The organism is Micromonospora sp. CA-259024 (assembly GCF_050936255.1).
Lineage (GTDB): Bacteria > Actinomycetota > Actinomycetes > Mycobacteriales > Micromonosporaceae > Micromonospora.
This window is the reverse complement of record NZ_JBNJND010000001.1, coordinates 3982963-4008817: the sequence shown is the minus strand read 5'-3', so window position 1 is coordinate 4008817 and position 25855 is coordinate 3982963. Positions and strand designations below refer to the sequence as shown.

Genomic DNA, 25855 nt, shown 5'->3' with positions numbered 1-25855 from the left:
GGCACCCCCTTTCGACAGGAGCGCCGATGGCCACCGACCTGACCGCGCCGCGTACCGCCGCCGCCCCCGATGTCACGACGATCCAGCGGCGTACCCTGCGGCTGCTCTTCACCACCCAGATCATCGGCGGCATCGGCGTGACCATCGGCATCGCCGTGGGCGCGCTGCTCGCGACACGGATCGCCGGCACCGCGGCGGCCGGTGTCGCGCAGAGTGCCGGGGTGGTCGGTGCGGCGCTGCTCGCCGTCCCGGTCACCTGGATCATGGCGCGGCACGGTCGCCGGCCGGGCCTGGTGCTGGCGTACGCGGTCGGCGCCGTCGGCGGCGTGCTGGTGGTGCTGGCCGCGGCCACCCGCTGGGTGCCGCTGCTCTTCCTCGGCATGCTGCTCTTCGGCGGGGGCACCGCCGCGAACCTGCAGGCCCGCTACACGGCGGTGGACCTCGCCGAGCCGGCCCGACGAGGGCGGCAGCTCTCCCTGATCGTCTGGGCCACCACCATCGGTGCGGTGGCCGCGCCGAACTTCGCCGCGTTGGCCGACCGGGTCACCACGGGCTGGGGGCTGCCCCCGCTGGCCGGTCCGTTCGCGTTCAGCGCGGTGGCGTTCGTGCTGGCTGCCGTCGTACTCCTGGGGTTGCTCCGGCCCGACCCGCTGCTCACCGCGCGGCGGCTCGCGGCGACCGGGGCGCCCGTTGCCAACCTGCCGCCGGCCGCCGATGCGACGTCGACCGCCGTGGCGGCCGAGGCGCCGGCGGGTGGTGGCCCGGCCGTTGGTGGTGCGGTGCCGGCCGCCGCGCCGGTCGAGGTGCGCGCGCCGCGCGGCGCCGGGATGCGGGCGGCCTGGTCGGTGGTACGCGGACAGCCCGCCGCCCGACTCGGCATCGCCGCCGTGGCGGTGGGTCACCTGGTGATGGTGGCGGTGATGGCGATGACCCCGGTCCGGCTCGGTGAGTCGCACGCCGACGCCGACGTGCTGCGGCTGGTCGGCATCGTGCTGAGCCTGCACATCGCCGGCATGTACGCGTTCTCCCCGGTGGTCGGTTGGCTCACCGACCGCCTCGGTCGGCGGGCGGTGATCCTCGGCGGGGTCGGGCTGCTGCTGGCCGCCTGCGCGGTCGCCGGCACCGCCGGGCACCACACACCCCGGCTCTCGGTGGGTCTGGTCCTGCTCGGGCTGGGCTGGTCGGGGACGATGGTGGCCGGCTCGACACTGCTGTCCGAGTCGGTGCCGGCCGGTGTGCGGCCGAGCGTCCAGGGGCTGTCCGACCTGATCATGGGACTGGCCGGGACCGGTGCCGCCCTGGTCAGCGGGTTTGTCATGCAGTTCGCCGGTTATCCCGTGCTCACCCTGCTCGCGGCGGTCGCGGCGGTGCCCCTGGTGGCGCTAGCGTTGCGCCCGGTGCCGACCGGGGCACCGGACGAGGAGGGCTGATCACTGTGCGGCTGACCGACTTCTGGACGCGGTTGGACGAGGCGTTCGGGCCCGGCTACGCGGCCAGCATCGCCCGCGATCAGGTGCTGTCCCAGCTCGGCGGACGAACCATCGAGCAGGCACTGGCGTCGGGGGAGCAGACGCATGTGGTGTGGCGGGCGGTCTGCGCCGCGTACCCCGACCGGGTGCCCGCTCGACTACGCTGAGCAGCCTTTTCGCCGCTTCCGCGTGTCGCTTGCCGAGTCGTACACCTGTTCGGCTATTGTCCACAGCGGGGTGCTCGTCCACAGCTCGCGGCCCGTCGGCTGGTTTTCTGTCGGACCCAGCGCCTAGCGTGTCCGCGTGACGCGAAGCTCAGCAAAGACGCCGGCGAAGGCAGGGGTGGCAACCATGGCAGCAGGGCCTGACCGGGAGAAGGCACTCGACCTTGCTCTCGCTCAGATTGACAAGCAATTCGGCAAGGGCTCGGTGATGCGGCTGGGTGACCGGCCGGTCGTCCAGACCGCGATCATTCCGACCGGCTCCATCGCGCTCGACGTGGCCCTCGGCATCGGCGGCCTGCCCCGTGGCCGGGTGGTCGAGATCTACGGTCCCGAGTCCAGCGGTAAGACCACGGTGGCACTGCACGCGGTGGCCAACGCCCAGCGCAACGGCGGCATCGCCGCCTTCATCGACGCCGAGCACGCGCTCGACCCGGAGTACGCGAAGGCCCTCGGCGTCGACACCGACGCGATGCTGGTCTCTCAGCCGGACACCGGCGAGCAGGCGCTGGAAATCGCGGACATGCTGATCCGTTCCGGCGCTCTGGACATCATCGTGATCGACTCGGTGGCGGCCCTGGTGCCGCGCGCCGAGATCGAGGGCGAGATGGGCGACAGCCACGTGGGCCTCCAGGCCCGGCTGATGAGCCAGGCACTCCGGAAGATCACTGGTGTGCTCAGCAACACCGGCACCACGGCGATCTTCATCAACCAGCTGCGGGAAAAGATCGGCGTCATGTTCGGCAGCCCGGAGACCACCACCGGTGGTCGGGCGCTGAAGTTCTACGCCTCGGTCCGGCTCGACGTGCGACGCATCGAGAGCCTCAAGGACGGCACCGACGTGGTCGGTAACCGCACCCGGGTCAAGGTCGTGAAGAACAAGGTCGCCGCGCCGTTCAAGCAGGCCGAGTTCGACATCATGTATGGCAAGGGCATCTCGCGCGAGGGCTCGCTGATCGACGTCGGCGTGGAGCAGACGATCATCCGCAAGTCCGGAGCGTGGTACACGTACGACGGCGACCAGCTCGGCCAGGGCAAGGAGAAGGCCCGGGAGTTCCTGAAGGAAAACCCGGACGTGGCCGCCGAGATCGAGAAGAAGATCCTGGAGAAGCTCGGCGTCGGGGTCGGCGCGGGTGACGCCGCCGGTGGCCCGGAGCTGCCGCCGGTCGACTTCTGACCGGTCGCTGACCCATGGCAGGACGACGCGCTCGTACGGGGCGAGGCTGGGATGCCAGCCCGCCTCGTACGGGCGACGCCACCGATCCGCCGCGCCCTCGGCGAGGCCGCCGGGGTGGGTCCGAGGAGGCCGACACCGTCGAGTCTCCGGCTCCTCCTCGTGACGAGTCCGAGGTGGCCCGCGAGATCTGTCTGCGCCAGCTTGCCGTCCGGCCCCGCACTCGGGCCGAGCTGGCCGGGGCGTTGGCCAAGCGAGGCATCTCCGAGCAGGTTTCGGCCGAGGTGCTCGACCGGTACGACGAGGTCGGCATCATCGACGACGCCGCGTTCGCCCGGGCCTGGGTGTCCAGCCGGCACGCCGGGCGCGGCCTCGCTCGCCGGGCGCTCGCCAACGAGCTGCGCCGCAAGGGCGTGGACGGCGAGGTGGCCACCGAGGCGCTGGGTGAGCTGGACGAGGAGACCGAGGCGGACACCGCCCGCGCCCTGGTGGAGCGCAAGCTGCGCACCGCCCGGGGTGAGCCGGACGCGGTCTTCCGTCGGCTGGTGGGCATGCTGGCCCGCAAGGGCTACCCGCCCGGCGTGGCGATCCGGGCGGTGAAGGACGCGCTCGCCGCGCAGAGCGCCGAGGCGGCCGAGTTCGCCGAGCAGATCGACGCCGACGCGCTCGCCGACGCCGAGGGTGAGCTGGACCGCGACAACCGTCCGGCCGACTGACCGCCCGCCGCTCGGTCCGGCGGCTGTTCGCAATTGGACGGATGGGTCACACCCGCCCACCGACCGGTGCACCCGGTGGAATGAGAGTTGATGGCCGGTTAGGCCCGGGTTGACCAGGCGTGACTCGTTCGACGGATCGAACGCCTCGCGGAGTTTGTCCCCTCGTGTCCGGCGCGACATCAGCACGCCGTGACGATTCAACTTCTCTCCGTTCGGGGGGTTTGATCATGAGTCCTTGACCAGAGCACCCCCGGCGACCTAGCCTCGCCATACAGGCTCACATTGCCCGACCATTGCAGGCTAAGCGCACAACATAGATCTCGTAACAAGACAGCATCACTTTGGCCGACTCCACGGCCTTTGGCGGCAACTCCGGACAGGCCGGTCCGGAACGCCGCGACAACTGCACCCGGTCGCCGACGTTGCCCGCGGGCACCGCCGGCGGAGAGAGCTACCCACGGCCAGCCGCTCCGGTCGGGCGTCCACAGCCGCAGGAGTGTGCCCCTGGCACGGTCGCTGCGGTCTCGACGTTAGGGGAGGCGGCCATGGCGGGGCGGCGGCACAGGTTCACCGGTAGACCCGACGGGGTCCCGGCATGAACGCCTTCGACGTCGTGCTCCTCGCGGCCGTCCTCGTCCTCGCGGTGGTGGTGATCGGGGCCGTGCTGGTCGGCATCCGGACGCTGCGTCGGATGGGCGCGGCGCCGGCTCCGGAGGATCCCGCCTTCATCGCCGAGAAGGACCGGCAGGAGCAGTCCCTCGCTGCCCTGCGGACCGCGGCCGACGAGGCGAACAGCACGATCGACGTGGCGAAGTCCGCCGCCGCGGCGGCCCGTACCGAGGCGGCGGCCGCGAAGGCCGAAGCTAAGGCGGCCCGCGCCGAGGCGCGCCGGGTGCTCGACGACGCCCGCGCCGAGGCGGACACCGTTCTGGAGCGCGCCCACAAGCAGGCCGAGGCGGACGCCGAGCAGCTACGTACGGCGGCCCGGCGCAGCGGTGAGCGGGAGGTAGCGGTGCTCGCCGCCACCACCCGGGAGCAGGCCGCGGAGGTGGAACGTCGGGCCGCCCGGATGGACGAGCGGGAGCGGATGCACACCGAGGAGGTGGAGCGGTTCGCCGAGCGGGAGCGGCAGCTCACCGCGGCGAAGGCCGCCCTCGCGGCCCGGGAGTCCGCGCTCGCCCAGCGGGAGGCCGAGCTGACCGAGTCGGAGGAACTGCGCCGCCGGGAGCTGGAACGGATCGCAGGGCTCACCGCCGACTCGGCGCGACTGGAGCTGGTCGAGGCGATCGAGACGCAGGCCAAGCGGGAGGCGGCGCTGCTGGTGCGGGACATCGAGTCCGACGCGCGCAACACCGCCGAGCAGCGGGCGCGGCACATCGTGGTGGACGCGATCCAGCGGGTCGCCAGCGAGCAGACCGCGGAGAGCGTCGTCAGCGTCCTGCACCTGCCCGGTGACGAGATGAAGGGGCGGATCATCGGCCGGGAGGGGCGCAACATCCGCGCCTTCGAGTCGGTGACCGGCGTCAACCTGATCATCGACGACACCCCCGAGGCGGTGCTGCTCTCCTGCTTCGACCCGGTCCGCCGCGAGGTGGGTCGGCTGACGCTGGAGAAGCTGGTCCTGGACGGGCGGATCCACCCGCACCGGATCGAGGAGGTCTACGACCTGGCCCGGCAGGAGGTGGAGCAGCTCTGCCTCCGGGCCGCCGAGGACGCCCTGGTCGAGGTCGGCATCACCGAGATCCACCCGGAGTTGGTGACCCTGCTCGGCCGGCTGCGCTACCGCACCTCGTACGGCCAGAACGTGCTCAAGCACCTGGTCGAGACCGCCCACATCGCCGGCATCATGGCCGCCGAACTGCGGCTGGACGTGCCCACCATCAAGCGGTCGGCGTTCCTGCACGACATCGGCAAGGCGCTCACCCACGAGGTGGAGGGCAGCCACGCCATCATCGGCGCGGACCTGGCCCGCAAGTACGGCGAGCACGAGGACGTGGTGCACGCCATCGAGGCGCACCACAACGAGGTGCCGCCGCAGACCATCGAGGCCGTACTCACCCAGGCCTCCGACGCCTGCTCCGGTGGTCGGCCGGGCGCGCGTCGAGAAAGCCTTGAGGCGTACGTCAAGCGCCTGGAGCGGATCGAGGAGATCGCGGCCAGCAAGCTCGGCGTGGACAAGGTCTTCGCCATGCAGGCCGGCCGGGAGATCCGGGTGATGGTCAAGCCGGACGACGTGGACGACATCGGGGCGGCCGTGCTGGCCCGGGACGTGGCCAAGCAGATCGAGGAGGAGCTGACCTACCCGGGTCAGATCCGGGTCACCGTGGTCCGCGAGTCCCGGGTCACCGAGATCGCCCGCTAGTCCGACACACCTGCCTGGCCGACGGGGTGGGCCAGACTGTCCGCCGCTGGGTCGGTTCTGCCGGGCCGGCGAGCGGCTCGTACGGCCAGTGCCGTGCACGCCACTCCGGCGGCCAGGCAGAGAAACACGATCGGGTTGACGTACGCGGGCACGAGATTGCTGGTGGTGCCGTCGGCGTAGCGACAGAGGTGTCTCAGCGGCACCCAGTCGGTGCTCGTCGGGGTCGACCCCAACGGCTTCGCGGAGCAGTATTCGCTGGTTGCCCGGAGGTCGAGGAAATGACCCGCCCATACGCCGTGCAGATAGATCACGATGGCGGACGTCGGCGCCACCACTGTCCCGACGACGAACTGGGCGACGGTGTTCATCCGTGAGAGTTTGCCCTGCGCACGGGCGAAGTGAAAAGGGCCAGCCCGGACGCGGGCTGGCCCTTTCCCTGCGAGCTGAGTGTCAGATGCCCACGCCGGAACTCTCGGACTGGGACATCAGTGCCGCCGACGGCGGATTCTGCGCCGGGGTGCCTGCGGTCTTGCGGCCCTTGGCGAGCCGCCGCTGGACGTACTGGGCGAGCTTCGACAGCGAGTAGTTCACCATGATGAAGAGCACGGCGATCACGACGTACACCTGGATCGGGTTGCCCAGCACGCCAATGATCTGCTTGCCGATGTTCAGGGTCTCCTCGTAGCTGATGATGAAGCCCAGCGAGGTGTCCTTGAGCACCACGACCAGTTGGCTGATCAGTGCCGGCAGCATGATCCGGAAGGACTGCGGCAGCAGGATCATCCGGGTGGTCTGCGAGGGCGAGAGCCCGATGGCGGCGGCGGCCTCCGCCTGGCCGCCCGGCAGGCCCTCCATGCCGGAGCGGAGGATCTCGGCGATCACCACGGAGTTGTAGATGGTGAGGCCGATGACCAGATACCAGAGGTTGTCGAAGTAGAGGCCGAACTCGGGGAAGCCGCGGGCCACGAAGAAGATGGTGATCACGACGGGCAGGCCGCGGAACACCTCGACGCAGACGCGGGTGACCGCCGACAGCAGCAGGCTCAGCCCGCGCAGCAGGTACGCCACCGGCACCGCTGCGCCGGTGAACCGGCGGCGGCTGAGGCTCTTGAGTTGGACCCGCAGCACGGCGAGCAGCGTGCCGACCACCAGCGAGGCCACGATGGCCAGCGCCGCCGCGATCAGGGTGTTCTTGAAGCCGAGGCCGATCCGCTCCCACACCAGGGCGAAGTTCTCGTTGGAGGGGTCGACCAGCGGCCCCCACAACTCCATCGAGATCTGGCCCTTCTCGTCCAAGGGCCGGTAGATCAGGAAGTACGCCCCGACGAGCAGGACCAGCCCGGCGACGATGCTGCTGATCAGCGTGATCCGCCGCTGCCGGGGCCCGGGGACGTCGTAGAGGACGCTGGTCTGCTGACTCATCGGGCCACCGCCTGTCGCTTCTCGATCCGGTCCAGAAGGGCGCCGAGTGGCACGGTCATGATCAGGTAGCCGATCGAGATGCCGATGGCGACCGGGATGAAGGCGTAGCCCTCGGCCCCGGTGAGCTGGTCGGCCGTGGCCGACAGATCGCCGACGACCCCGAAGAAGCCGGCCAGCGCCGAATTCTTGATCATCGCGATGATCACCGAGCCGAGCGGCACCACCGACGCCTGCCAAGACTGCGGCAGCACCACGTGGCGCAGGTTCTGCCCGAAGGTCAGGCCCAGCGACCGCGCGGCCTCCGCCTGGCCGGCGGGCACTGCGTTCACCCCGGACCGCAGCGCCTCACAGACGAACGCGGCGGTGTACAGCACGAGGGCGATCAGCGCGAACCGGAAGTACGGCAGGTCCGTGCCGAGTCGGGTGAACAACGAGTCGATCACCGGGATGCGGAGGAAATCCGCGTTGGAGCCGAGCGCCGGCAGACCGAACGCGGCGAAGAACATCACCACGGTCAGCGGCATGTTGCGGAAGACGTTCACGTAACTGGTGCCGAGCGCGCGCAGCGGCGGCACCGGCGAGATGCGGAGCACCGCCACGACGGCGCCCAGGATGAGGGCGCCGATCGCGGCGAGTATGCAGATCTGGAGGGTGAGCCAGAAACCACCCGCAAAGACGTCGAACTTGTCGATGAGCACGTTCACGGGTCGGTGTTCCTCCCCACCCTCCAGATCGAAGGATCAGATCAGTAGCGGTTGATGGTGGGCGCCGAGCCCAGTTCCGCGCCGAACTTGCCGGCGGTGTCGTCCCAGGCCTTCTTCCAGCTGCCATCGGCGACCGCCTTGTCCAGCGTGTCGTTGATGAAGCTGCGGAAGTCGGCGTCCTCCTTCTTCACCCCGATGCCGTACGGCTCCTTGGTGAAGTTGGTGCCGGCCAGCTTGAAGGAGGCCTCGTCCTTGGCGATGTAGCCGAGCAGGATCACGTTGTCCGTGGTCACGGCGTTGACCTGGCCGCCCTTGAGGGCGTCGCGGCACTTGTCGTAGGTGTCGAAAAGCACCAGCTGGGTGCCGACGTCCTTGACGTACTGCTTGATCGTCTCGGCCGGGGTGGAGCCGGTGACCGAGCAGACCTTCTTGGTGCCGTCCTTGAACGAGTCCGGACCGGTGATGGAGGTGTCGTCCTTCTTGACCAGGATGTTCTGGCCAGCCTCGTAGTACGGGCCCGCGAAGGCGATCCGCTCCTTGCGCTTGTCGTTGATCGTGTACGTCGCGGCGACCAGGTCGACCGTGCCGTTGACGATCACGTCCTCGCGGACCTTCGAGGGGGCCTCCACCCACTCGATCTTGTCCTCGGGGATGCCGAGCTCCTTGACGATGATCTTCGCGATCTCGACGTCGAAGCCCTCCGGCTTGCCCGACAGGCCCTTCAGGCCGAAGCCGGGCTGGTCGAACTTGGTGCCGACCTTGATCTTCTGAGCCTTGTTCAGCTTCTCCATGGTGCTGCCGGCGGCGAAGGACTTGCTGCCAGCGCCGGTGCCCTCCCCGCCGTCGTCGCCACCGCAGGCGGTGAGGCCGAGCGCCAGAGCGGCGACCGCGGCGACTGCCGCAACGCGCGTGATACGCATACTCTTCTCCTTCTTCAACGGAGCCCACCGGGATGCGGCGCGCTCCACTACGGACGCCTAGTGCGTGAGGATCTTGGAGAGGAAGTCCTTCGCCCGGTCGCTGCGCGGGTTGGCGAAGAACTCCGCCGGTGGGGCGTCCTCGACCAGTTGGCCGTCGGCCATGAAGATGACCCGGTTCGCGGCGTGCCGCGCGAAGCCCATCTCGTGGGTGACCACGACCATCGTCATGCCGTCTCGGGCCAGCGAGGTCATCACGTCCAGCACCTCGCCGACCATCTCCGGGTCCAGTGCGCTGGTCGGCTCGTCGAAGAGCATCGCCTTGGGCTGCATGGCCAGGGCCCGGGCGATGGCCACCCGCTGCTGCTGGCCGCCGGAGAGCTGGGCCGGGAACTTGTCCGCCTGGTTGGCGATGCCGACCCGGTCGAGCAGGGCCAGGCCGCGCTCGCGGGCGGCGGCCGGCTTCTCCTTGCGGACCTTGATCGGGCCGAGGGTGACGTTCTCCAGGATGGTCTTGTGGGCGAAGAGGTTGAAGGACTGGAAGACCATGCCCACCTCGCTGCGCAGCTTCGCGAGGGGCTTGCCCTCGGCCGGCAGCGGCTGGCCGTCGAAGGTGATGGTGCCGGAGCTGATCGGTTCCAGTCGGTTGATGGCGCGGCACAGCGTCGACTTGCCGGAGCCGGACGGGCCGATCACCACGACCACCTCGCCACGACCCACCGACAGCGAGACGTCGTCCAGCACGTGCAGCGGCCCGAACCACTTGTTGACCGCGTCCAGCACGATGAGCGGTTCGCCCGTCGTCACGTCGTCCACCGTCCCCTGTCGTCTCCCGGATCGGGGTCGGTTGACCCCCGGTGCGGCCACTGTAGGCGGCCTGATGTGGCGGAATGCAACTCGGCGGGTCACGGAGCGGTAACACCGGTCACGATCGTCGTGGCGCGTCCGATTCCAGTCACCGTGTGGGTGGCAACGGTGGTCATCGTGACGGCTTGTCGGGATCATAGGGGGATGACCGAACGGGTACGGCTGACTCGTTACGCCCGAGGCGGCGGCTGTGCGTGCAAGATCCCGCCTGGCGAGCTGGAGATCATGGTGTCCGGTCTCGGCCCGGCCACCGGAACCGCGGAGCTGCTGGTCGGGTTGGACCACGGCGACGACGCGGCCGTGGTGCGCCTGGACGAGCGGACCGGGCTGGTCAGCACCGCCGATTTCTTCACGCCGGTGGTCGACGACGCGTACGACTGGGGTCGGATCGCCGCGGCCAACGCGCTCTCCGACGTGTACGCGATGGGCGGCACCCCGCTGGTCGCGCTCAACCTGCTCTGCTGGCCGCGCGACGTGCTGCCGATGGAGCTGGCCGGCGAGGTCCTGCGCGGCGGCCAGGATGTGGCCCGGGAGGCCGGCTGTCACCTGGCCGGCGGGCACAGCGTGGACGACGACGGCCCGAAGTACGGCCTCGCGGTCACCGGCACGGTCCGACCCGAGGAGTTGATCACCCTCGACGCCGGGCGGGCCGGGGTGCCGTTGTCGCTGACGAAGCCGCTCGGGGTGGGTGTGCTGAACACCCGGCACAAGGCCACCGGCGAGAGTTTCCCGGAGGCGGTCGCCTCGATGAGCGCGCTCAACCGGGACGCCGCCCGCGCGGCGGTCGCCGCCGGCATCCGCTGTGGCACCGACGTGACCGGGTTCGGGCTGCTCGGGCACGCCTCGAAGCTGGCCCGGGCCAGCCGCCTCACGGTGGCCATCGACACGGCCCGGGTGCCGTACCTGTCCGGGGCGCGGGAGGCGCTGCGGGACGGCTACGTCAGCGGCGGTAGCCGGCGCAACCTGGAATGGGTCACCCCGTGGACCGATTTCGGCGCCGTGGGCGAGGACGAGCGGTTGTTGCTGGCCGATGCGCAGACCTCTGGCGGCCTGCTGGTCGCCGGCGAGGTGCCCGGCGCGCCCGTGGTGGGCGAGCTGTTGCCCCGCGGGGAGCACCTCGTCGTCCTGCGGTGACCCTCTCCGCGGCCGTCGTCGAACACGCGGCGGTGGTGGTGGGGATGGCGCACCATACCCGATAAACTGTCACCTTCCCGCTACTCGGAGCAATGCCGCTCAGGGAAATTTTGCCCGGAATGGTCACAGACCGGTAACTTGCCCCCGGCTGGGGTCAAATGCCCCCCACCATCGTGAGTAAGGCCCGATCCGGAGGCCGGTGGGACGAACGCAGCGAGGAGGCGGAATGACCGAGCTGTGGAACTGGAGAATCGACGGGGTGCGCCCCGTGGAGGTCTACCCGGCGCTGGCCGAGGCGCTTGGTCGGGTGGTGATGCCGCTGGCGGTGGCCGACCCGGTCCGGCTGCCGGCGTACGCGGTGGTGTGCGACGTCTGGCAGGCGCCGGGGGAGTTCGCGACGGTCGTGGACTGCTACGGGGTGCCCGAGCAGCTCTCCGAGCACGCGAGCATCGCGGCGCTCGCTCGACTGCTCAGCCGCAACTGCCTGTTGCGCGACGACACGCTCGACGCGGGTCGGCACCTGCTCGTCGCCCCGGACGGCACGGTCCGTCCGGTGCACTTCGACGTGCGGGACACCGACGACGGCGAGGTGCTCAGCAGGCAACGGCTCTGCTCGCTGGGCGACCCGGGCTGTCGGGGCTGGTCGCAGTGCCACCGCTCGCGCTGGGCACCCGACACGGTCGCCCCGGCGCTCGCCGCGGCCTGACCCAGGGGTCGGGCCCGGCCGGTCGGGCGCGCTGGCGGGCGAGCCCGACGGCCTCGGCGATCAGCTGGAGGCGGTGGCCTGCCGGTCCGGGGTGCCCGACCCGGCACCCCGCACCACCAGTTGGTCGAGCAGGGTGCGGGTGGCCTCGGTCACGGCGGCCACCGCGGCGTCGAACGCGGCGGCGTTGTGCGCGGCGGGCGCCCGGAAGCCAGAGATCTTCCGGACGTACTGCAACGCCGCCGCCTCGACGTCCGCGTCGGTCACCTGCGGGGTGAACGGCTCACGCAGCGTCTTGATGCTCCGGCACATGTGCGCTCCTTCTCTGTCGGCGCCCCGGTTGCCACCCCTGGTGCCGGCGGCTGTACCGACGGTGACACTGGGTCGATATTTGTCTATCCTGGTCACGGACCAGAGCCTTTCGAGCCATTGCCGCCGTTCGCGCTCCCAGCGCCCCGGGCCCCCGGAGACTCATTGTGGACCACGCCCCCACCCGTCCCACCCGTCCCGACCTCGATGACCTCACACGTAGCCTGCACACCCCGCTGGAACGGATCGCCGTCGAGCACGCCGATCTGGTCGAGGCGGTGCGCAGGCGGGTCGTTGCGAGTCAGTCCGTGCCGTCCGGCAGCGTGGCCGTCGCCGCCTTCAACTCGTCCATCTGACTGATGGCCTGCCGGTGCGGTCCACCCTCAGCGGGCGGATCCTGCCGGCGGATCAGTCAGTTCGTGCTGAAGGTGCACAGCCGCTGCGACCTCAGCTGCGACCACTGCTACGTCTACCAGCACGCCGACCAGACCTGGCGTGACCGACCGGTGCGGATGCCACCGGCCACGGTCCGCGCCGCCGCACGACGGATCGCCGAGCACGCCCGGGAGCACGAGGTGCCGGTTGTGCACGTGGTGCTGCACGGGGGTGAGCCGCTGCTGCTGGGTGCCGCCGGGCTGCGCGAGGTGCTGGCCGAGTTGCGGGCGGCGATCACGCCGTGGACGACGCTCGACCTGCGCATGCAGACCAACGGGGTCCTGCTGGACGAGGAGCTGTGCCGGCTGCTCGTCGACTACGACGTGCGGGTCGGTGTGTCGTTCGACGGCGACCGCGCCGCCAACGACCGCCACCGGGTCTTCGCCCACGGCGGCAGCAGCCACGACCACGTCCGGCGGGCGCTGGCCCTGCTCCGGCGACCGGAGCACCGCGCCAGCTACGCCGGCATCCTCTGCACGATCGACGTCCGCAACGATCCCGACCGGGTGTACGAGGCACTGGTGGCCGAGAGCCCGCCCCGGGTCGACCTGCTGCTGCCACACGCCACCTGGGACCATCCCCCGGAGCGACCCGGCCCCGGGTCCACCCCGTACGCCGACTGGCTGGGGCGGCTGCACCGACGGTGGGTGGACGACGGGCGCCCCGTGTCGATCCGGCTGTTCGAGGCGCTACGGCCCGGTGGCGGCGGCACCGAGGCGTTCGGCCTCGCGCCGGCCGACGTGCTGGTGATCGAGGCGGACGGCAGTTGGGAGCAGGTCGACTCGCTGAAGACCACGTACCACGGCGCGGCCGGCACCGGGTTCGACGTGTTCGACCATTCGGTGGACGAGGCCGCCCGGCACCCCGGGGTCGCCGTCCGACAGGACGGCGTCGACGGGCTCTGCGCGACCTGCCGGGCCTGCCCGGTGGTCGACCGGTGCGGGGGCGGCCTGTACGCCCACCGCTGGCGCACCGGCTCCGGTTTCGACAACCCCTCGGTGTACTGCGCGGACCTGCTCCGGCTGATCGACAGCGTGGACGCGTACCCGCAGCCGGCCCACCCCGCGCCGACCCAGTGGGCCGACTCGCCCGTCGACGAGGTGCTGGACGACCTGGCGACCGGGCACGGGTCGCCGCCGACGCTCGCTCTCCTCGCCGCCACGCAGCTCTCCATCACCCGGGCGCTGCTGGCGGCCTGCCGGGACAGGGTCGGCCCGACGGCGGCCTGGGAGTTGCTCGTCCACCTCGACCAAGCGGCACCGGAAGCGGTCCGGGTGGTCCTGGAGCACCCCTTCGTTCGACCCTGGCTGGTGCATCGCCTCGACTCGTCGCCCCGGTCCGGCGTCCGCGCGGCGGTCGACCCGCTGCCGGCGCTCGCCGTCGCCGCGGCCCTCCGGGCGGGCGTCGCCGCCGTGGTGACCGTGCCGGTGCGAGGCGGTGCGATCACCGTGCCCACGCTCGGCAGCCTGACGCTGCCCGACTCGGCGGAGAGCGTCGAGGTGACCGTCCTGCCCGGTGGTTTCCGGATCCGGGACGGGTCGACGGAGCAGACGGTGCTTCTCGATCCGATCGCGCCGCCGCCGCCCGGTTGGCGGCCGACGCGCGACGTGTCGGTGCCCGGTGGCCGGTTGCTCGTCGAGGACGGCGACCCGTACCGGGACTGCTACGGCCAGCCGGTGGCACCGCGCCTGGAGCCCTCGGCGGCGCGGGCGTTGGGCCGCACCCTGGCCGAGGCCTGGCGGATCGCGCACCGGGACGTGCCGGCGCACGCGGCGGCGCTGGACGGCGGCCTGCGCGTCGTTGTGCCGCTGGCACCCGACCCGGTGAGACCATTGCGGAGTGCGACGGCCCGGCACGCGTTCGGCGCGGTCGCCGTCACCCCCGATCCGGACCCGGAGACGATGGCGGTGCTCCTCGTGCACGAGTGGCAGCACGCGAAGCTCGGCGCGGTGCTCGACCTGTACGACCTCGTGGCACCCGGCCAGGGCACCCTGATCCGGGTGCCCTGGCGCCCCGACCCACGGCCGCCCGAGGGCGTGCTCCAGGGGGTGTACGCCCACCTGGCCGTCACCCAGGTGTGGCGGTCCCGGGCGGCCACCGACGGCGGGGACGCGTCGGCGCACGCCGCTCGATTCCTGGCCTGGACCCGGGACGGCGTCGACGCGTTGCTGGCCAGCCGGTCGCTCACCGCGGCGGGTGAGCGGTTCGTCGGCCAGATGCGCCACGCCCTGGAGGAGACCGGTGTCGGGTCCGGATGAGCGGCACCCGCCCACACTGGGCCGTCCTCGCCTCGCCGACGACCTGCGGACGTTGGGCGTCCGCCCGGGCGCGTGCCTCCTGGTGCACTGTGGCCTCCGGAGGGTGGGCCCACTGGAGCACGGCCCCGCGACCCTCGCCGGCGCTCTGCGGGACGTCCTCGGCCCTGCCGGCACGCTGCTGGTGCCGACGCAGACCGACGGCAACTCGACCACCTCCCGCGCCTATCTGGCGGCCACCGCCGGTATGGACCGGGCGCAGCGCGACCGGTACGAGGCGTCGCTGCCGGGTTGGGACCGCCGGAACACCCCCTCCCAGCGGATGGGCGCGCTCGCCGAGTACGTCCGGTGCGCCCCCGGGGCCGTGCGTAGCGATCACCCCCAGACCTCGTTCGCCGCGCTGGGCCCCCGGGCCCGGCAGCTCACCGACGGCCACGACCTCACCTGCCACCTGGGGGAGCGCTCACCGGTGGGCGGTCTCTACGCGGCGGACGGGCAGATCCTGCTGCTCGGCCTCGGCTATGAGGCGTGCAGCGCCCTGCACTTGGCCGAGTACCGGCTCCCGGTGCCGCCGCCCGAGCGCGACTACCACTGCTTCCGGCTCGTCGACGGGCGCCGGGTCCGCCTCGACTTCCGCGCACTCGACCTGGACGACCGTGACTTTCCGAAGGTGGGTGCCGCGCTCGACGACGCGCCGTTCGTCCAGCACGGTCGGGTCGGTCGGGCGCGCGCTCGCCTGCTGTCCGCGCGCGCCTCTGTGGACTTCGCGGTCGGCTGGTTCGCCGCGAACCGCTTGGCGGCAAGACATTGACGTGGGGACTACGCTGATGTTCCGGCCGCGTGGGGAGGGCGGAGGGGCAGTCGTGAGCACAGTGGACGCACCCTCCGGAACGCGCGCGCCGCTCTTCTTTCTCAGCTATTCCCAAGCGCCGGTCCGCCGGGCCACCGGCAAACCCGACGAGTTCGAATCCCGGTTCTTCGAGGACCTCTCCGTCCATGTCAGTGAGCTGGTCGGCCCGGTGACCGGGGTGGACCCCGGCTTCCTGGACAGCTCCATCGCGGGCGGGGAACGCTGGAGCCCGGAGCTTCTCCAGGCCGCCGGCACCTGCCAGGTCTTCGTTCCGCTGGTGTCCGCCGCACTGCTCGGCAGCGACTGGTGTGGCCGGGAGTGGGACGCGTTCTCCCGCCGCCGGATCGTCCCGCGGCACAGGTCCGCCTCCGCCCATGAGACGGCGATCGTGCCGGTCACCTGGTTACCGACGAACGGCACACCACTGCCTCGGGTGCTCCGCGACATCCAACGGTTCTCCCCGACCGCCATGCCGGATCCGGACATCGCGGTGCACTACCAGCGGGATGGGGTCTATGGCTTGCTGACCATGCAGTTGGAGAACGCGTACCGGGTGGTGGTCTGGCGGCTCGCCCAGCGGATCGTGGCCATCCACCGGTCGTACCTGGTGGAGCCCTGGGTGCCGGCGAGCATGGACGAGCTGTGCAACCGGTTCGCGGAGGAACCAGGATGAGCCCGCCGGCGGACCGGCGCCGGTCGGCGGCGGGAGGGACGTACTTCTTTCTCAGCTATGCCCACTCCGCTCAGTCGCAGGGCGCCCCTCTCGACGCCGACGCCTGGGTCGGGAAGTTCTTCACCGACCTGGTCAACGAGGTGCGGCGCGAGGCCCGGCCAGTGGCGGGGATGCGGATCGGCTTCTTCGACCAGCACATCCCGTTGGGCGCCGACTGGAAGGCGGCTCTGGCGGAGGCGCTCGGTGACGCCGAGGTCTTCGTCCCGCTCTACTCGCCCGGCTATTTCAGTCGCCCGTGGGCCCTGGGGGAGCAGGAGTCCTTCCGGGCCCGGCTGGCCGCCGCGGGGCCGGCCCGGCTCACCGCCGGCCATCTCACCCCCGTGTTGTGGATCCCGTTTCCGCCGTGGGAGTCCCATCCGGAGCTGGACGGCGCTCTGGACCTGGGCCGGGACGTCCCGGAGTACGCCGAGAACGGCCTCCGCGCCTTCTGCATGCTGGACTCGTACCGGGCGCAGTACGACCTTCTGCTGAGCCGCCTGGCCAAGCGGATCGTGCACACCGCCGAGCAGCGACCGCTGGGCCCGTCCCGGGCGCCCAGCCTCGACGAGGTCACCCGCCCCGCACCGACCGACCCGGACTTCGTCGTCGCCGTCCTGGCCCCGACCCGGGACCGTCTGCCGCCCGACCGAGACCCGGCCGGCTACGCCGCCAGCGGTCGGCTCTGGCGGCCGTACGGGCGACGCCAGGTGCTGCCCGCCGCCGAGTACGCGGCCAGCACCGCCGAGCGCCTGGGGCTGGCGGCCCGCACGGAAGACCTCGCGCAGGCCGCCGGGCTGCTCGAACACCGACCGGCCGTGCTGCTGGTCGACCCGTGGATCGCGGCGGCACCGGACGCGTCCAGCGCCCTCGCCCGCATGCTGCACGGTCTGCGGGAGTGGGTCGTCCCGCTGGTCGTCACCGACGAGAACGACACCCAGGACGCCACCCGATGGGCCACCGAGGTGACTCAGCTGCTGCAGGACGCCGGTCTGCCCCAGGTGAAGAGGGCGTGCAGCATGCCGGAGTTCGTCGATCTGATGCCGGCCCTGGTCACCGAGGCCCGCCGTCAGTTCCTCAAACACGGCCCGGTCGTTCCCTTCGAGCCACCACCGGAGCCGCTGCCCACCCTGCGCGACGGCCCGACCGTTACGCCCGATCCCGCGTCCCCGCCTGATGATCCGGCCCCACAGCGTCCCCACGGAGAGAACCGATGAACAACGATCGTGAAGGCCAGGTCGTCACCTTCTACTCGTTCAAGGGTGGGACGGGCCGGACGATGGCGCTGGCCAACGTGGCCTGGATCCTCGCGGCCAGCGGGCGACGGGTGCTTGTCGCCGACTGGGACCTCGAGTCACCCGGTTTGCACCGCTTCTTCCATCCGTTCCTCGACGCCGAAACGATCCAGGGCACCAGCGGTGTGATCGACATGATCCGCGACTACGAGTGGGAGACCACCCGGGTCGTCGACCGACCGGATCGCTGGATGGAGCAGTACGCCCAGGTCGGGCGGCACGCGTTCTCGCTGCGCTGGAACTTTCCGGACGGCGGCGGCCTCGACTTCCTCTCCGCGGGCCGGCAGAACAGCGACTACGCCGTCTCGGTCAGCGGGCTGGACTGGGACAACTTCTACAACCGGCTGGGCGGGGCGCAGTTCTTCGAGGCGCTGCGGGCGGACATGAAGCGCCAGTACGACTTCACCCTGATCGACAGCCGGACCGGGTTGAGCGACGTCGCCGACATCTGCACCCTGCACCTGCCGGACACCCTCGTCGACTGCTTCACCCTCAGCGACCAGGGCATCGACGGCGCGGCCCGGGTGGCGCACTCGGTGCGGGACCGGTACCGGCGGCGCGACATCCGGGTCCTGCCGGTGCCGATGCGGGTCGACCAGGCCGAGAAGGAGCGGGCCGAGGCGGGCCGCCTGCTGGCGATGCGTCGGTTCGCCGGTTTGCCGGCGGGCATGACCGAGGCGGAACGGCGACGGTACTGGGCGGCGGTCGAGGTCCCGTACCGGCCGTTCTACGCGTACGAGGAGACACTGGCGACGTTCGGCGACCCGCCCGGCTCGCCGACGTCGCTGCTGGCCGCGTTCGAGACCCTGACCGGGATCCTCACCGACGGCACGGTGACCGCGCTGCCGGTGATGGACGAGTCGGTGCGGGAGCGGGGCAAGGCCCGCTTCCGTCGGCGTACCGAGGCGATCGACGACCAGATCGTGCTCCGTTGCGCCCCGGAGGACGCCATCTGGGCCGAGTGGCTGGAGCGGGTGCTCAGTTCGGCCGGGATGCGGGTGGTGGAGCCTGCGGCTGTCGTCGGGTCCGCCGGTACGCCCGCCCCGCGGACGCTGACCGTGGTCTCGCCGGCCTACGTGGCGACGCCGTCGGGTGGTCTGCCCGACCGCGACACGAGCACCGGCTCCACGGCCCTCGCGGTGTACGTCGCCGACCTGCGCCCGTTGGCGGAGTTCCCCTCCCAGAGCTCTGCCAACCTGGTCAACGTGAGCGCCGCGACCGCCGTGGAGCGGGTGTTGCGGCTGGTCGGCCGGCCGGTGCCGTCGACGGCGGACGGCCCGGCGGGCGGGGCCGCCCGTTATCCCGGCTCCGAGCCGTTGATCTTCAACGCCCCCAACCGGAACGCCCGGTTCACCGGCCGGGAGGACGACCTGGCGCGGCTGCGCGCACAGTTGCAGAGCGGGGGCAGCGCGGTGGTGCTGCCGGTCGCCCTGCAGGGCATGGGCGGCGTCGGTAAGACGCAGGTGGCCCTGGAATACGTGCACCGGTTCAAGGCCGCGTACGACGTGGTCTGGTGGATCGTCGCGGACCCGCCGCAGTTCGTCGACACCGCTCTGGCGGACCTCGCCGCTCGCCTCGGCGTCCTGGCCGGGCCCACCCTGCCCGACACGGTTCGGTCGGTGCTGCAGGTGCTGAGCCGGGGCGAGCCGTACGAGCGGTGGCTCGTCGTGCTCGACAACGCCGAGGAGCTCGACCAGATCGAGCCCTTCCTGCCACAGGGCCCCGGGCACGTCCTGCTGACCTCCCGGAACCGTGCCTGGGGTGACCGGGCGAACCCGATCCAGGTGGACGTCTTCGACCGCACCGAGAGTGTCGCGCACCTGGTCCAGCGGGTGCCCACCATCAGCGCGGAGGAGGCCGACCGCGTGGCCGAGGCGCTCGGCGACCTGCCGATCGCGGTGGCGGCGGCGGGCGCGTGGCTCGCCGACACGGGCACGTCGGTCGCCGACTACCTGCGGCAGATCGAGCGGCACGGCCCCAGTGCGCTCTCCGTGGAGGCCACCTGGGACCTGTCGCTGAACCGGCTGCTCGATCAGGCGCCCGCCGCGTACCGGCTGCTGCAGCTCTGCTCGGTGCTGGCCCCGGAGATCGCCCTCGAACTCATCTACAGCGACGAGATGGCGGAGGCCCTCGTACCGTTCGACCCGTCGGTGTCGGAGCGGCTCGTGCGCGGTGCCCTGGTCCAGCAGATCAACCGGCTGGCGCTGCTCAAAGTCGACGTGCAGGGCGGTCGGGTCCAGGTGCACCGGCTGTTGCAGGCGGTGGTACGCGACCGGATGACCGAGGACGAGATCAGCGCCGCCCGGCACCAGGTGCACCTGGTGCTGGCCGCGTCCCGCCCACGCGGCGACGTGGACGATCCGACCACCTGGCCCCGGCTGCGCATGCTCTGGCCGCACCTGGAGGTCTCCGAGGCGCTGACCTGCCCGGACGAGTCGGTGTGTCAGCTGCTGATCGACCGGGTCCGCTATCTGTGGCAGCGCGGCGGCCTGGACCAGGCCGACGGGTTCAGCCAGGAGGTGGACGACACCTGGTCCGCTCGGCTCGGTGAGATGCAGGATGAGGCGGAGGTGGCGGCGCTGGGTCGACAGTTGCTGCACCTACGGTTCAACCGGGCGAACATCCTGCGCAGCCTGGGCCGGTTCGACGAGGCCCGGGACCTGGACGAGGCGGTGCTGGCCGAGCAGCGGCGACTGCTGGGCCCGCTGCACCCGCACAGCCTGATGACCGCCGGCAGCCTCGCCGGTGACCTGCGGGCGCTCGGCCGGTACGCCGAGGCGCTGGAACGCGACCGGTCCACCTACGCCTCCTGGCTCCAGGTGTTCGGCGAGGACCACCCGCGGACGTTGAGCGCGGCCAACAACCTCGCCGTCTCGTACCGGCTGGTCGGCGACTACCGGTCGGCCCGTCGCTGGGACGACGAGGTGCACCAGCGGCGGCGGCTGGTGCTCGGCCCCACCAACCCGTACACCCTCATCTCCGCTCTGCGGCTCGGCACCGACCTGCGGGAGGCCGGCGAGTACGAGAGGTCGGCCACCCTGCTGCGCACCGTCTACGACTCGTACTGCGAGGTGCTCGGGCCGGATGACGGCAGAAGCCTCGGCGCCCAGGTCAACCTGGCGGTGTCACTGCGCAGCGCCGGTCGGGGAGCCGAGGCCGCACCGATGTTCGAGGCGGCCTACCGGAAGCTCGACGAACTCTTCGGACCGGACAACCCGGACACGGTGGCGTGCCGGTCGAGCCGTGCGGCGAACCTGCTGGCGGTCGGCGACGCGACCCGGGCGCTGACCGAGATGACCGCCGTGCGTCAGGCCTACGAGGAGGAGCTCCAGCTCGGCCCGGAGCACCCGCACACCCTGGCGACGCTGAGCAACATCTCCGCTGCCGAGCGGGCGCTCGGCCGCCGGGCGGACGCCCTCGTGTCCGCTGCGCGGGCCGCCGGTGAGTTGCGCAAGGTGCTCGGCCCCGATCACCCGCACACCCTCGCGGCGGAGGTGAACCAGGCGGTGTGCCTCGCCGAGGAGGGCGACTGGGGGTCGGCGCGGGACCGGCTGCGGGAGACGGCCGGCCGGTTGTCCGCGGTGATCGGCGCGGGTCACCCCGACACGCTGCGCTGCCTCGGTGATCTCGCCCTGGTGTCGAGGCAGGCCCGCGACGGCGCCCCGGCCGAGGACGTCGCCGCGGTGGCGGACCGGCTGGCCGAGGTGATCGGCCAGGAGCATCCGACCGTGCAGACCCTGCGCGAGCGGCGGTTCATCGTGCGGGTCATCGACCCGCACACGATCTGATCGGGATCGGTTCGGCGGGCGGTCGGGCGTCCGGCCCGCCCGCCGGTCGGGCCGTGCCGCCTCGGCGGCTCAGAGCCGTGGGCTGGTCGCGAGTTCCGGCGTGGCCAGCCAGGTCAGGGTCTGCGGCAGGATCTCCACCGCCCCGAAGTGCGCGGCGCCGGGCTGCACCTGGACCTCGGCGCGCGAGATCCGCGAGGCGAGCCAATGGGAGTGCTCCACCGGGGAGAAGCGGTCCTGCTCGCCGTGCCAGAGCCGGACCTCCGCCCGGATGGCGCCGAGGTCGAAGCCCCAACCCCGCCGTATCGCCAGCACGTCGTCGATCCAGCCCTCGGGGCCGTGCCGCAGCGCCTCGGCGTACATGTCGGTGAGCAGTCGGCGGATCGCGATATCGTCGACGACCCGGATGTCCGCCTCGGGCAACTGGGGGCGGAGGAAATCCAGCAGCGTCATCGGGTCCCGCCGGGCCTCTTCCGCGCGGACCTTCAGGTTGAGCGTCAGCTCGGCCAGGTCCTCGTCGGCCTGCCCGTAGTCCTCCACGTTCGTCTCGGCCATCCCGGCGTACCAGTCCAGGTCGGGTGCGCCGGCCGGGGCGAGCCCGACCAGCACCGCGGCCCGGGTGACCCGGTCCGGCAGCAGCGCCGCACAGGCCAGGGCGTGCGGCCCTCCACCGGATCGGCCCACCACCGCGAACCGCTCGATGCCGAGGTCGTCGGCGATCGCCGCCACGTCGGCCGCGGCGTCGGCCACCCGCCGACCCTCGTGCCGGTCGGAGTCGCCGTAACCGGGCCGGTCGTAGCAGACGAGGTGCACGCCGAGGCGGTAGACGACGATGCCCCGGGGTCGGGGACCACTGCGGCTGCCCGGGGTGCCGTGCAGCAGGAAGACCGCGGGCCCGTCCGGCGCGCCGGAGGTCTCCACCGCGAGGTGCCGCCCGTCCGGGGTGGTGACGGTGCGCTGTGTCGCATCTTGTCGCGTCACGGTTGGCCTCCCGCGGGTCGTCATGTGCTCCCCCGTGAACGGAGCCGCGCATCGTCGGCGCCGAGTGCAAAGCCCCCGAAATCGCCCAGAACACATTCTTGTTGTGCAGCGTACTGCCCGTCGTGGATGCCCGCCATGGGCCACCGGGTCAATGCCGGTGGGTTGGGGCCGCCGTACGGGCCGCTACCCTGGTAGCCCGAGGGGAAGGGGCACCAAGAGGGTGGCTAGGACCTACAACGTCGTGACGTACGGCTGCCAGATGAACGTGCACGATTCTGAGCGCATCTCCGGGCTGCTCGAACAGGCCGGCTACGTGCGCGCGGTGCCGGCCGACGACACCCCGGACATCGTCGTCTTCAACACCTGCGCGGTGCGGGAGAACGCGGACAACCGGCTCTACGGCAACCTCGGTCGGCTGCGCCCGGTGAAGGACAAGCATCCCGGGATGCAGATCGCGGTCGGTGGCTGCCTGGCCCAGAAGGACCGGGGCGAAATCGTCCGTAAGGCGCCCTGGGTGGACGTGGTCTTCGGCACCCACAACATCGGCGCGCTGCCGGTGCTGCTGGAGCGGGCCCGGCACAACGCCGCCGCCGAGGTGGAGATCCTGGAGTCCCTCGACGTCTTCCCCTCCACGCTGCCCACCCGCCGCGAGTCCACGTACGCCGGTTGGGTGTCGATCTCGGTGGGCTGCAACAACACCTGCACGTTCTGCATCGTGCCCGCGCTGCGCGGCAAGGAGAAGGACCGCCGTCCCGGCGACATCCTCTCCGAGGTGCGCGCCCTGGTCGACGAGGGCGTGCTGGAGGTGACCCTGCTCGGGCAGAACGTCAACTCGTACGGCGTCGAGTTCGGCGACCGGTACGCCTTCGGCAAGCTGCTGCGCGCCTGCGGCGACATCGACGGGCTGGAGCGGGTCCGCTTCACCAGCCCGCACCCGAAGGACTTCACCGACGACGTGATCGCCGCGATGGCCGAGACGCCCAACGTCTGCCACTCGCTGCACATGCCGTTGCAGTCCGGTTCCGACGACGTGCTGAAGGCGATGCGCCGCTCGTACCGGTCGGAGAAGTACCTGGGCATCATCGAGAAGGTCCGGGCGGCCATGCCGGACGCGGCGATCACCACCGACATCATCGTCGGCTTCCCCGGCGAGACCGAGGCCGACTTCCAGCGCACCCTGGACGTGGTGCGCGAGGCCCGGTTCTCCTCGGCCTTCACCTTCCAGTACTCCAAGCGCCCCGGCACCCCCGCCGCGACCATGGACGGCCAGCTGCCCAAGCAGGTCGTGCAGGAGCGCTACGAGCGGCTGGTCGCCACCGTCGAGGAGATCACCTGGGCGGAGAACAAGCGCCTGGTGGGGGAGACCGTGGAGGTGCTGGTCGCGGTCGGCGAGGGTCGCAAGGACGAGCGGACCGGCCGGATGTCCGGCCGGGCCCGTGACGGTCGGCTGGTGCACTTCGCGACCGAGGCCCCCGGCACGGACTCGCTGGCCGGCCAGATCCGACCGGGCGACATCGTGCACACCACGATCACGTACGCCGCGCCGCATCACCTCAACGCCGACGGAGCGCCGGTGGCGCACCGGCGGACCCGGGCCGGCGACGCTGCCGAGGCGGGTCGCTCCCCGCGTACCCCCGGGGTGTTGCTCGGTCTGCCGACGATCGGCGCGCCGCCGGTCGCCCCGGCGCCCACCGCCGGCTGCGCCGCGCACTGACAGGTGAGGGGCGGCCGGTGCCCATGCGGTGGGCACCGGCCGCCCGGCGGCTCAGCAGCTGGTGCCGTTGAGCTTGACCGTTGCCGGGGCGCTGGCGGTGCCGTTGGCCGTGAAGCCCACGGTGACCGACCCGCCCGCCGGCAGGGACGGGGCGTGACCGGGGGCGGCGGCGGTGACCGTCGTGCCGGACTGGGTGACGGTGGCGTTCCAGCCACTGCCCAGCGTCACCCCGGACGGCCAACTCCAGGTGACCGACCACGGGTTCACCGCCGCGGACCCGGTGTTGCTCACCGTCACCTCACCCTGGAAGCCACCCGGCCAGGCGTTCACCTGCCGATAGCTGGCGGAGCAGGCGCCGGTGGGCGGGTTCGTCGGCCCGCCGGTGGGCGTCGACGTCGGCGTTGGCGTCGGGCCGGCGCCGCCGCCGGACGGCGCGATCAGGTACGGCTGGAGGATCGCCTGCTTGGTGGTGTTGATGGTGGTCCAGTCGTCGAGCGCGATGCCGCCGGTGTCCCCGGAGTTGGGGTTCCACGACCAGTAGGTGAAGGACATGCCGCTGACCCCGGTGCCGGTGTAGGCCATCAACCTCTCCAGCCACACCCGGTCCTTCGGGTCCGCGAGGGTGCTGCCGAACTCACCCATCATGATCGGGGCGATGTTCTGCTTGTAGAGGTAACCCCAGTACCTGTCCCAGATGGCCGGCATGTTCGCCGGGTAGTCGGGGGCGTCGAACCAGCTCTGCCGGTAGACCGAGGTGGCGTACTCGTGCGGTGAGTAGACCAGCCGGTTGGCCACGCTCAGCCGCACCGGGAACTCACCGGCCTTCGACAGGTTGCCACCCCACCAACCGCAGTCCTCGTCGTTGCTCGGGTCGTTGTCCCAGACGTTGGAGAGGCCGCCGCTGGGGCAACTCACCCCCTCCACGAAGATCAACCAGTTGGGCTGGACGCCGAGGATCGCGTTTCCGGCCCGCTCGGCGGCGAGCCGCCAGTCCCGGGTGGTGTCGCCGCAGCCCCAGCACGCGCCGGTGGCCGCCGGGTTGGTGCCCTCGGCGTGCGGTTCGTTGTGCAGGTCGGCGCCGATCACCGTGGGGTTGCCCGCGTACCGCTGGGCGAGCATCTTCCAGTCGTTGATCCAGGTCGCCTCGGAGACCGTCGACGTGTACCAGAGTGGCGACTGCCCGGCCGCCGTCGGCCGGTGCCGGTCCAGGATGATCCGCATCCCCTTGCTGCCGGCGTAGTCGATCACCTTGTCCAGGATCTGCAGCGGGGACAGCCCGACCAGGTCCGGGTTGACGAAGTCGTTGACCCCACTGGCCGTCGCGCCCGGCTTCAGGGCGTCGTTCGAGTACGGCACCCGCAGGGTGTTGTAACCCAGCCGGGCCATCGTGTCGAGTTGCCCCCGCCACGGGTTGTTCGACCACAGTCCGTGGAAGGTCTTGTTGTCGGTCTCCATGCCGAACCAGTTGATGCCGGTCAGCCGGACCGTGGCGCCGGTGCTGTCCACGATCTGGTTGCCGTTGGTGTGCAGGTAGCCGGTACCGGTGCCAGCGGCGACGGCCGGGCTGGTGTTGACGGCGGCGGCGAGGAACACGCCGGCCGCGACGGTGGCGAGCGCGGTCAGCGCGCCGCCGAAGGCGGTGGGACGGAACATGCGAGCTCCATTTCGGAGGCCCGGGCGCCGTCCGTGGGCGGCGCCCGGGCGGGCGGCCGTCCGCACGTCACGGTCCCTCAGGGGTACGCGGACAGTGCGCGACGGTCCATGTCACGCGGACGCGGTCACTCGCGGAAGCTCACCGGCGACCCTCGACAGCGGTGTTCCGCCCTCGTCGCC

At 71.5% G+C, this 25855-nt stretch carries 22 protein-coding genes; 14 read left to right on the top strand and 8 right to left on the bottom strand.

Going from position 1 to position 25855, the window contains the following annotated elements; genetic code table 11:
- The first annotated feature begins 26 nt into the window (after window positions 1–26).
- The 5 genes from ACQEUX_RS17725 to rny all read left to right on the top strand — a co-directional run bounded on the left by ACQEUX_RS17725 (window position 27) and on the right by rny (window position 5942).
- Window positions 27–1430 (top strand): MFS transporter, encoded by a 1404-nt coding sequence (locus tag ACQEUX_RS17725; protein ID WP_433048647.1) that lies wholly within the window; start codon window positions 27–29, stop codon window positions 1428–1430.
- A 5-nt stretch (window positions 1431–1435) separates the two neighbouring features.
- A complete protein-coding gene (locus ACQEUX_RS17720) occupies window positions 1436–1636 on the top strand; it encodes a DUF3046 domain-containing protein (protein ID WP_030489422.1) in 201 nt (66 codons plus the stop codon).
- 184 nt (window positions 1637–1820) lie between these two features.
- On the top strand, window positions 1821–2867 hold the full coding sequence (recA, locus tag ACQEUX_RS17715; protein ID WP_433048643.1) for a recombinase RecA: 1047 nt from the start codon (window positions 1821–1823) through the stop codon (window positions 2865–2867).
- 14 nt (window positions 2868–2881) lie between these two features.
- A complete protein-coding gene (locus ACQEUX_RS17710; RefSeq protein ID WP_433048640.1) occupies window positions 2882–3580 on the top strand; it encodes a regulatory protein RecX in 699 nt (232 codons plus the stop codon).
- 595 nt (window positions 3581–4175) lie between these two features.
- The gene (gene rny, locus ACQEUX_RS17705) at window positions 4176–5942 is read left to right on the top strand and encodes a ribonuclease Y (RefSeq protein ID WP_433048637.1); all 1767 of its coding nucleotides are present in this window, start codon (window positions 4176–4178) and stop codon (window positions 5940–5942) included.
- Here the strand turns inward: rny and ACQEUX_RS17700 are convergent.
- The 5 genes from ACQEUX_RS17700 to ACQEUX_RS17680 form a co-directional block, all read right to left on the bottom strand.
- Complete coding sequence (locus ACQEUX_RS17700; protein WP_433048634.1) at window positions 5939–6310, bottom strand: hypothetical protein; 372 nt, start codon at window positions 6308–6310, stop codon at window positions 5939–5941. The genes rny and ACQEUX_RS17700 overlap by 4 nt on opposite strands.
- 82 nt (window positions 6311–6392) lie before the next feature.
- Window positions 6393–7364, bottom strand: a complete 972-nt coding sequence (locus tag ACQEUX_RS17695) for an amino acid ABC transporter permease (protein ID WP_433048631.1) — start codon at window positions 7362–7364, stop codon at window positions 6393–6395.
- Window positions 7361–8068 carry an amino acid ABC transporter permease gene (locus ACQEUX_RS17690; RefSeq protein WP_433048628.1) on the bottom strand — a complete coding sequence of 236 codons (708 nt, stop codon included), beginning with the start codon at window positions 8066–8068 and terminating at the stop codon, window positions 7361–7363. The genes ACQEUX_RS17695 and ACQEUX_RS17690 overlap by 4 nt, the downstream gene beginning before the upstream one ends.
- Before the next feature lie 41 nt (window positions 8069–8109).
- Window positions 8110–8988 (bottom strand): glutamate ABC transporter substrate-binding protein, encoded by an 879-nt coding sequence (locus ACQEUX_RS17685; RefSeq protein ID WP_433048625.1) that lies wholly within the window; start codon window positions 8986–8988, stop codon window positions 8110–8112.
- A 57-nt stretch (window positions 8989–9045) separates the two neighbouring features.
- Window positions 9046–9801: an amino acid ABC transporter ATP-binding protein gene (locus ACQEUX_RS17680; RefSeq protein ID WP_433048622.1), complete on the bottom strand. Its 756-nt coding sequence runs from the start codon at window positions 9799–9801 to the stop codon at window positions 9046–9048.
- Between the two features lie 195 nt (window positions 9802–9996).
- Here ACQEUX_RS17680 and selD point away from each other — a divergent pair, with 195 nt between their 5' ends.
- Both selD and ACQEUX_RS17670 read left to right on the top strand, forming a co-directional pair.
- A complete protein-coding gene (selD, locus tag ACQEUX_RS17675; protein WP_433048619.1) occupies window positions 9997–10986 on the top strand; it encodes a selenide, water dikinase SelD in 990 nt (329 codons plus the stop codon).
- A 226-nt stretch (window positions 10987–11212) separates the two neighbouring features.
- Window positions 11213–11692 (top strand): hypothetical protein, encoded by a 480-nt coding sequence (locus ACQEUX_RS17670; protein ID WP_433048616.1) that lies wholly within the window; start codon window positions 11213–11215, stop codon window positions 11690–11692.
- Between the two features lie 60 nt (window positions 11693–11752).
- On the opposite strand, the gene ACQEUX_RS17665 is transcribed toward ACQEUX_RS17670, so the two are convergent.
- Window positions 11753–12001 (bottom strand): DUF2277 family protein, encoded by a 249-nt coding sequence (locus tag ACQEUX_RS17665; RefSeq protein ID WP_433048613.1) that lies wholly within the window; start codon window positions 11999–12001, stop codon window positions 11753–11755.
- A gap of 164 nt (window positions 12002–12165) precedes the next feature.
- On the opposite strand from ACQEUX_RS17665, the gene ACQEUX_RS17660 reads away from it, so the two are divergent.
- The 6 genes from ACQEUX_RS17660 (at window position 12166) to fxsT (ending at window position 21330) form a co-directional block, all read left to right on the top strand.
- Window positions 12166–12354, top strand: coding sequence for a hypothetical protein (locus ACQEUX_RS17660; RefSeq protein ID WP_433048610.1), 189 nt, complete (start codon window positions 12166–12168; stop codon window positions 12352–12354).
- Between the two features lie 63 nt (window positions 12355–12417).
- The gene (locus ACQEUX_RS17655) at window positions 12418–14691 is read left to right on the top strand and encodes an FxsB family cyclophane-forming radical SAM/SPASM peptide maturase (RefSeq protein WP_433048607.1); all 2274 of its coding nucleotides are present in this window, start codon (window positions 12418–12420) and stop codon (window positions 14689–14691) included.
- On the top strand, window positions 14675–15499 hold the full coding sequence (locus ACQEUX_RS17650) for an aminoglycoside N(3)-acetyltransferase (protein WP_433048604.1): 825 nt from the start codon (window positions 14675–14677) through the stop codon (window positions 15497–15499). The genes ACQEUX_RS17655 and ACQEUX_RS17650 overlap by 17 nt, the downstream gene beginning before the upstream one ends.
- Window positions 15500–15551: 52 nt before the next feature.
- Entirely contained in the window at window positions 15552–16211 is a 660-nt protein-coding gene (locus ACQEUX_RS17645; RefSeq protein ID WP_433048601.1) for a TIR-like protein FxsC, read from the top strand.
- Window positions 16208–17464, top strand: coding sequence for a TIR-like protein FxsC (locus ACQEUX_RS17640; RefSeq protein WP_433048598.1), 1257 nt, complete (start codon window positions 16208–16210; stop codon window positions 17462–17464). The genes ACQEUX_RS17645 and ACQEUX_RS17640 overlap by 4 nt, the downstream gene beginning before the upstream one ends.
- On the top strand, window positions 17461–21330 hold the full coding sequence (gene fxsT, locus ACQEUX_RS17635) for an FxSxx-COOH system tetratricopeptide repeat protein (protein WP_433048595.1): 3870 nt from the start codon (window positions 17461–17463) through the stop codon (window positions 21328–21330). The genes ACQEUX_RS17640 and fxsT overlap by 4 nt, the downstream gene beginning before the upstream one ends.
- A 69-nt stretch (window positions 21331–21399) precedes the next feature.
- Here fxsT and ACQEUX_RS17630 read toward each other — a convergent pair whose 3' ends face one another.
- Window positions 21400–22308: an alpha/beta fold hydrolase gene (locus tag ACQEUX_RS17630; protein ID WP_433048592.1), complete on the bottom strand. Its 909-nt coding sequence runs from the start codon at window positions 22306–22308 to the stop codon at window positions 21400–21402.
- Between the two features lie 220 nt (window positions 22309–22528).
- Between ACQEUX_RS17630 and miaB the strand changes: the two genes are divergently transcribed.
- A complete protein-coding gene (gene miaB, locus ACQEUX_RS17625; protein ID WP_433048589.1) occupies window positions 22529–24022 on the top strand; it encodes a tRNA (N6-isopentenyl adenosine(37)-C2)-methylthiotransferase MiaB in 1494 nt (497 codons plus the stop codon).
- Between the two features lie 51 nt (window positions 24023–24073).
- Here the strand turns inward: miaB and ACQEUX_RS17620 are convergent, their stop codons facing one another.
- Complete coding sequence (locus tag ACQEUX_RS17620) at window positions 24074–25675, bottom strand: cellulase family glycosylhydrolase (protein ID WP_433048586.1); 1602 nt, start codon at window positions 25673–25675, stop codon at window positions 24074–24076.
- Window positions 25676–25855: the final 180 nt, after the last annotated feature.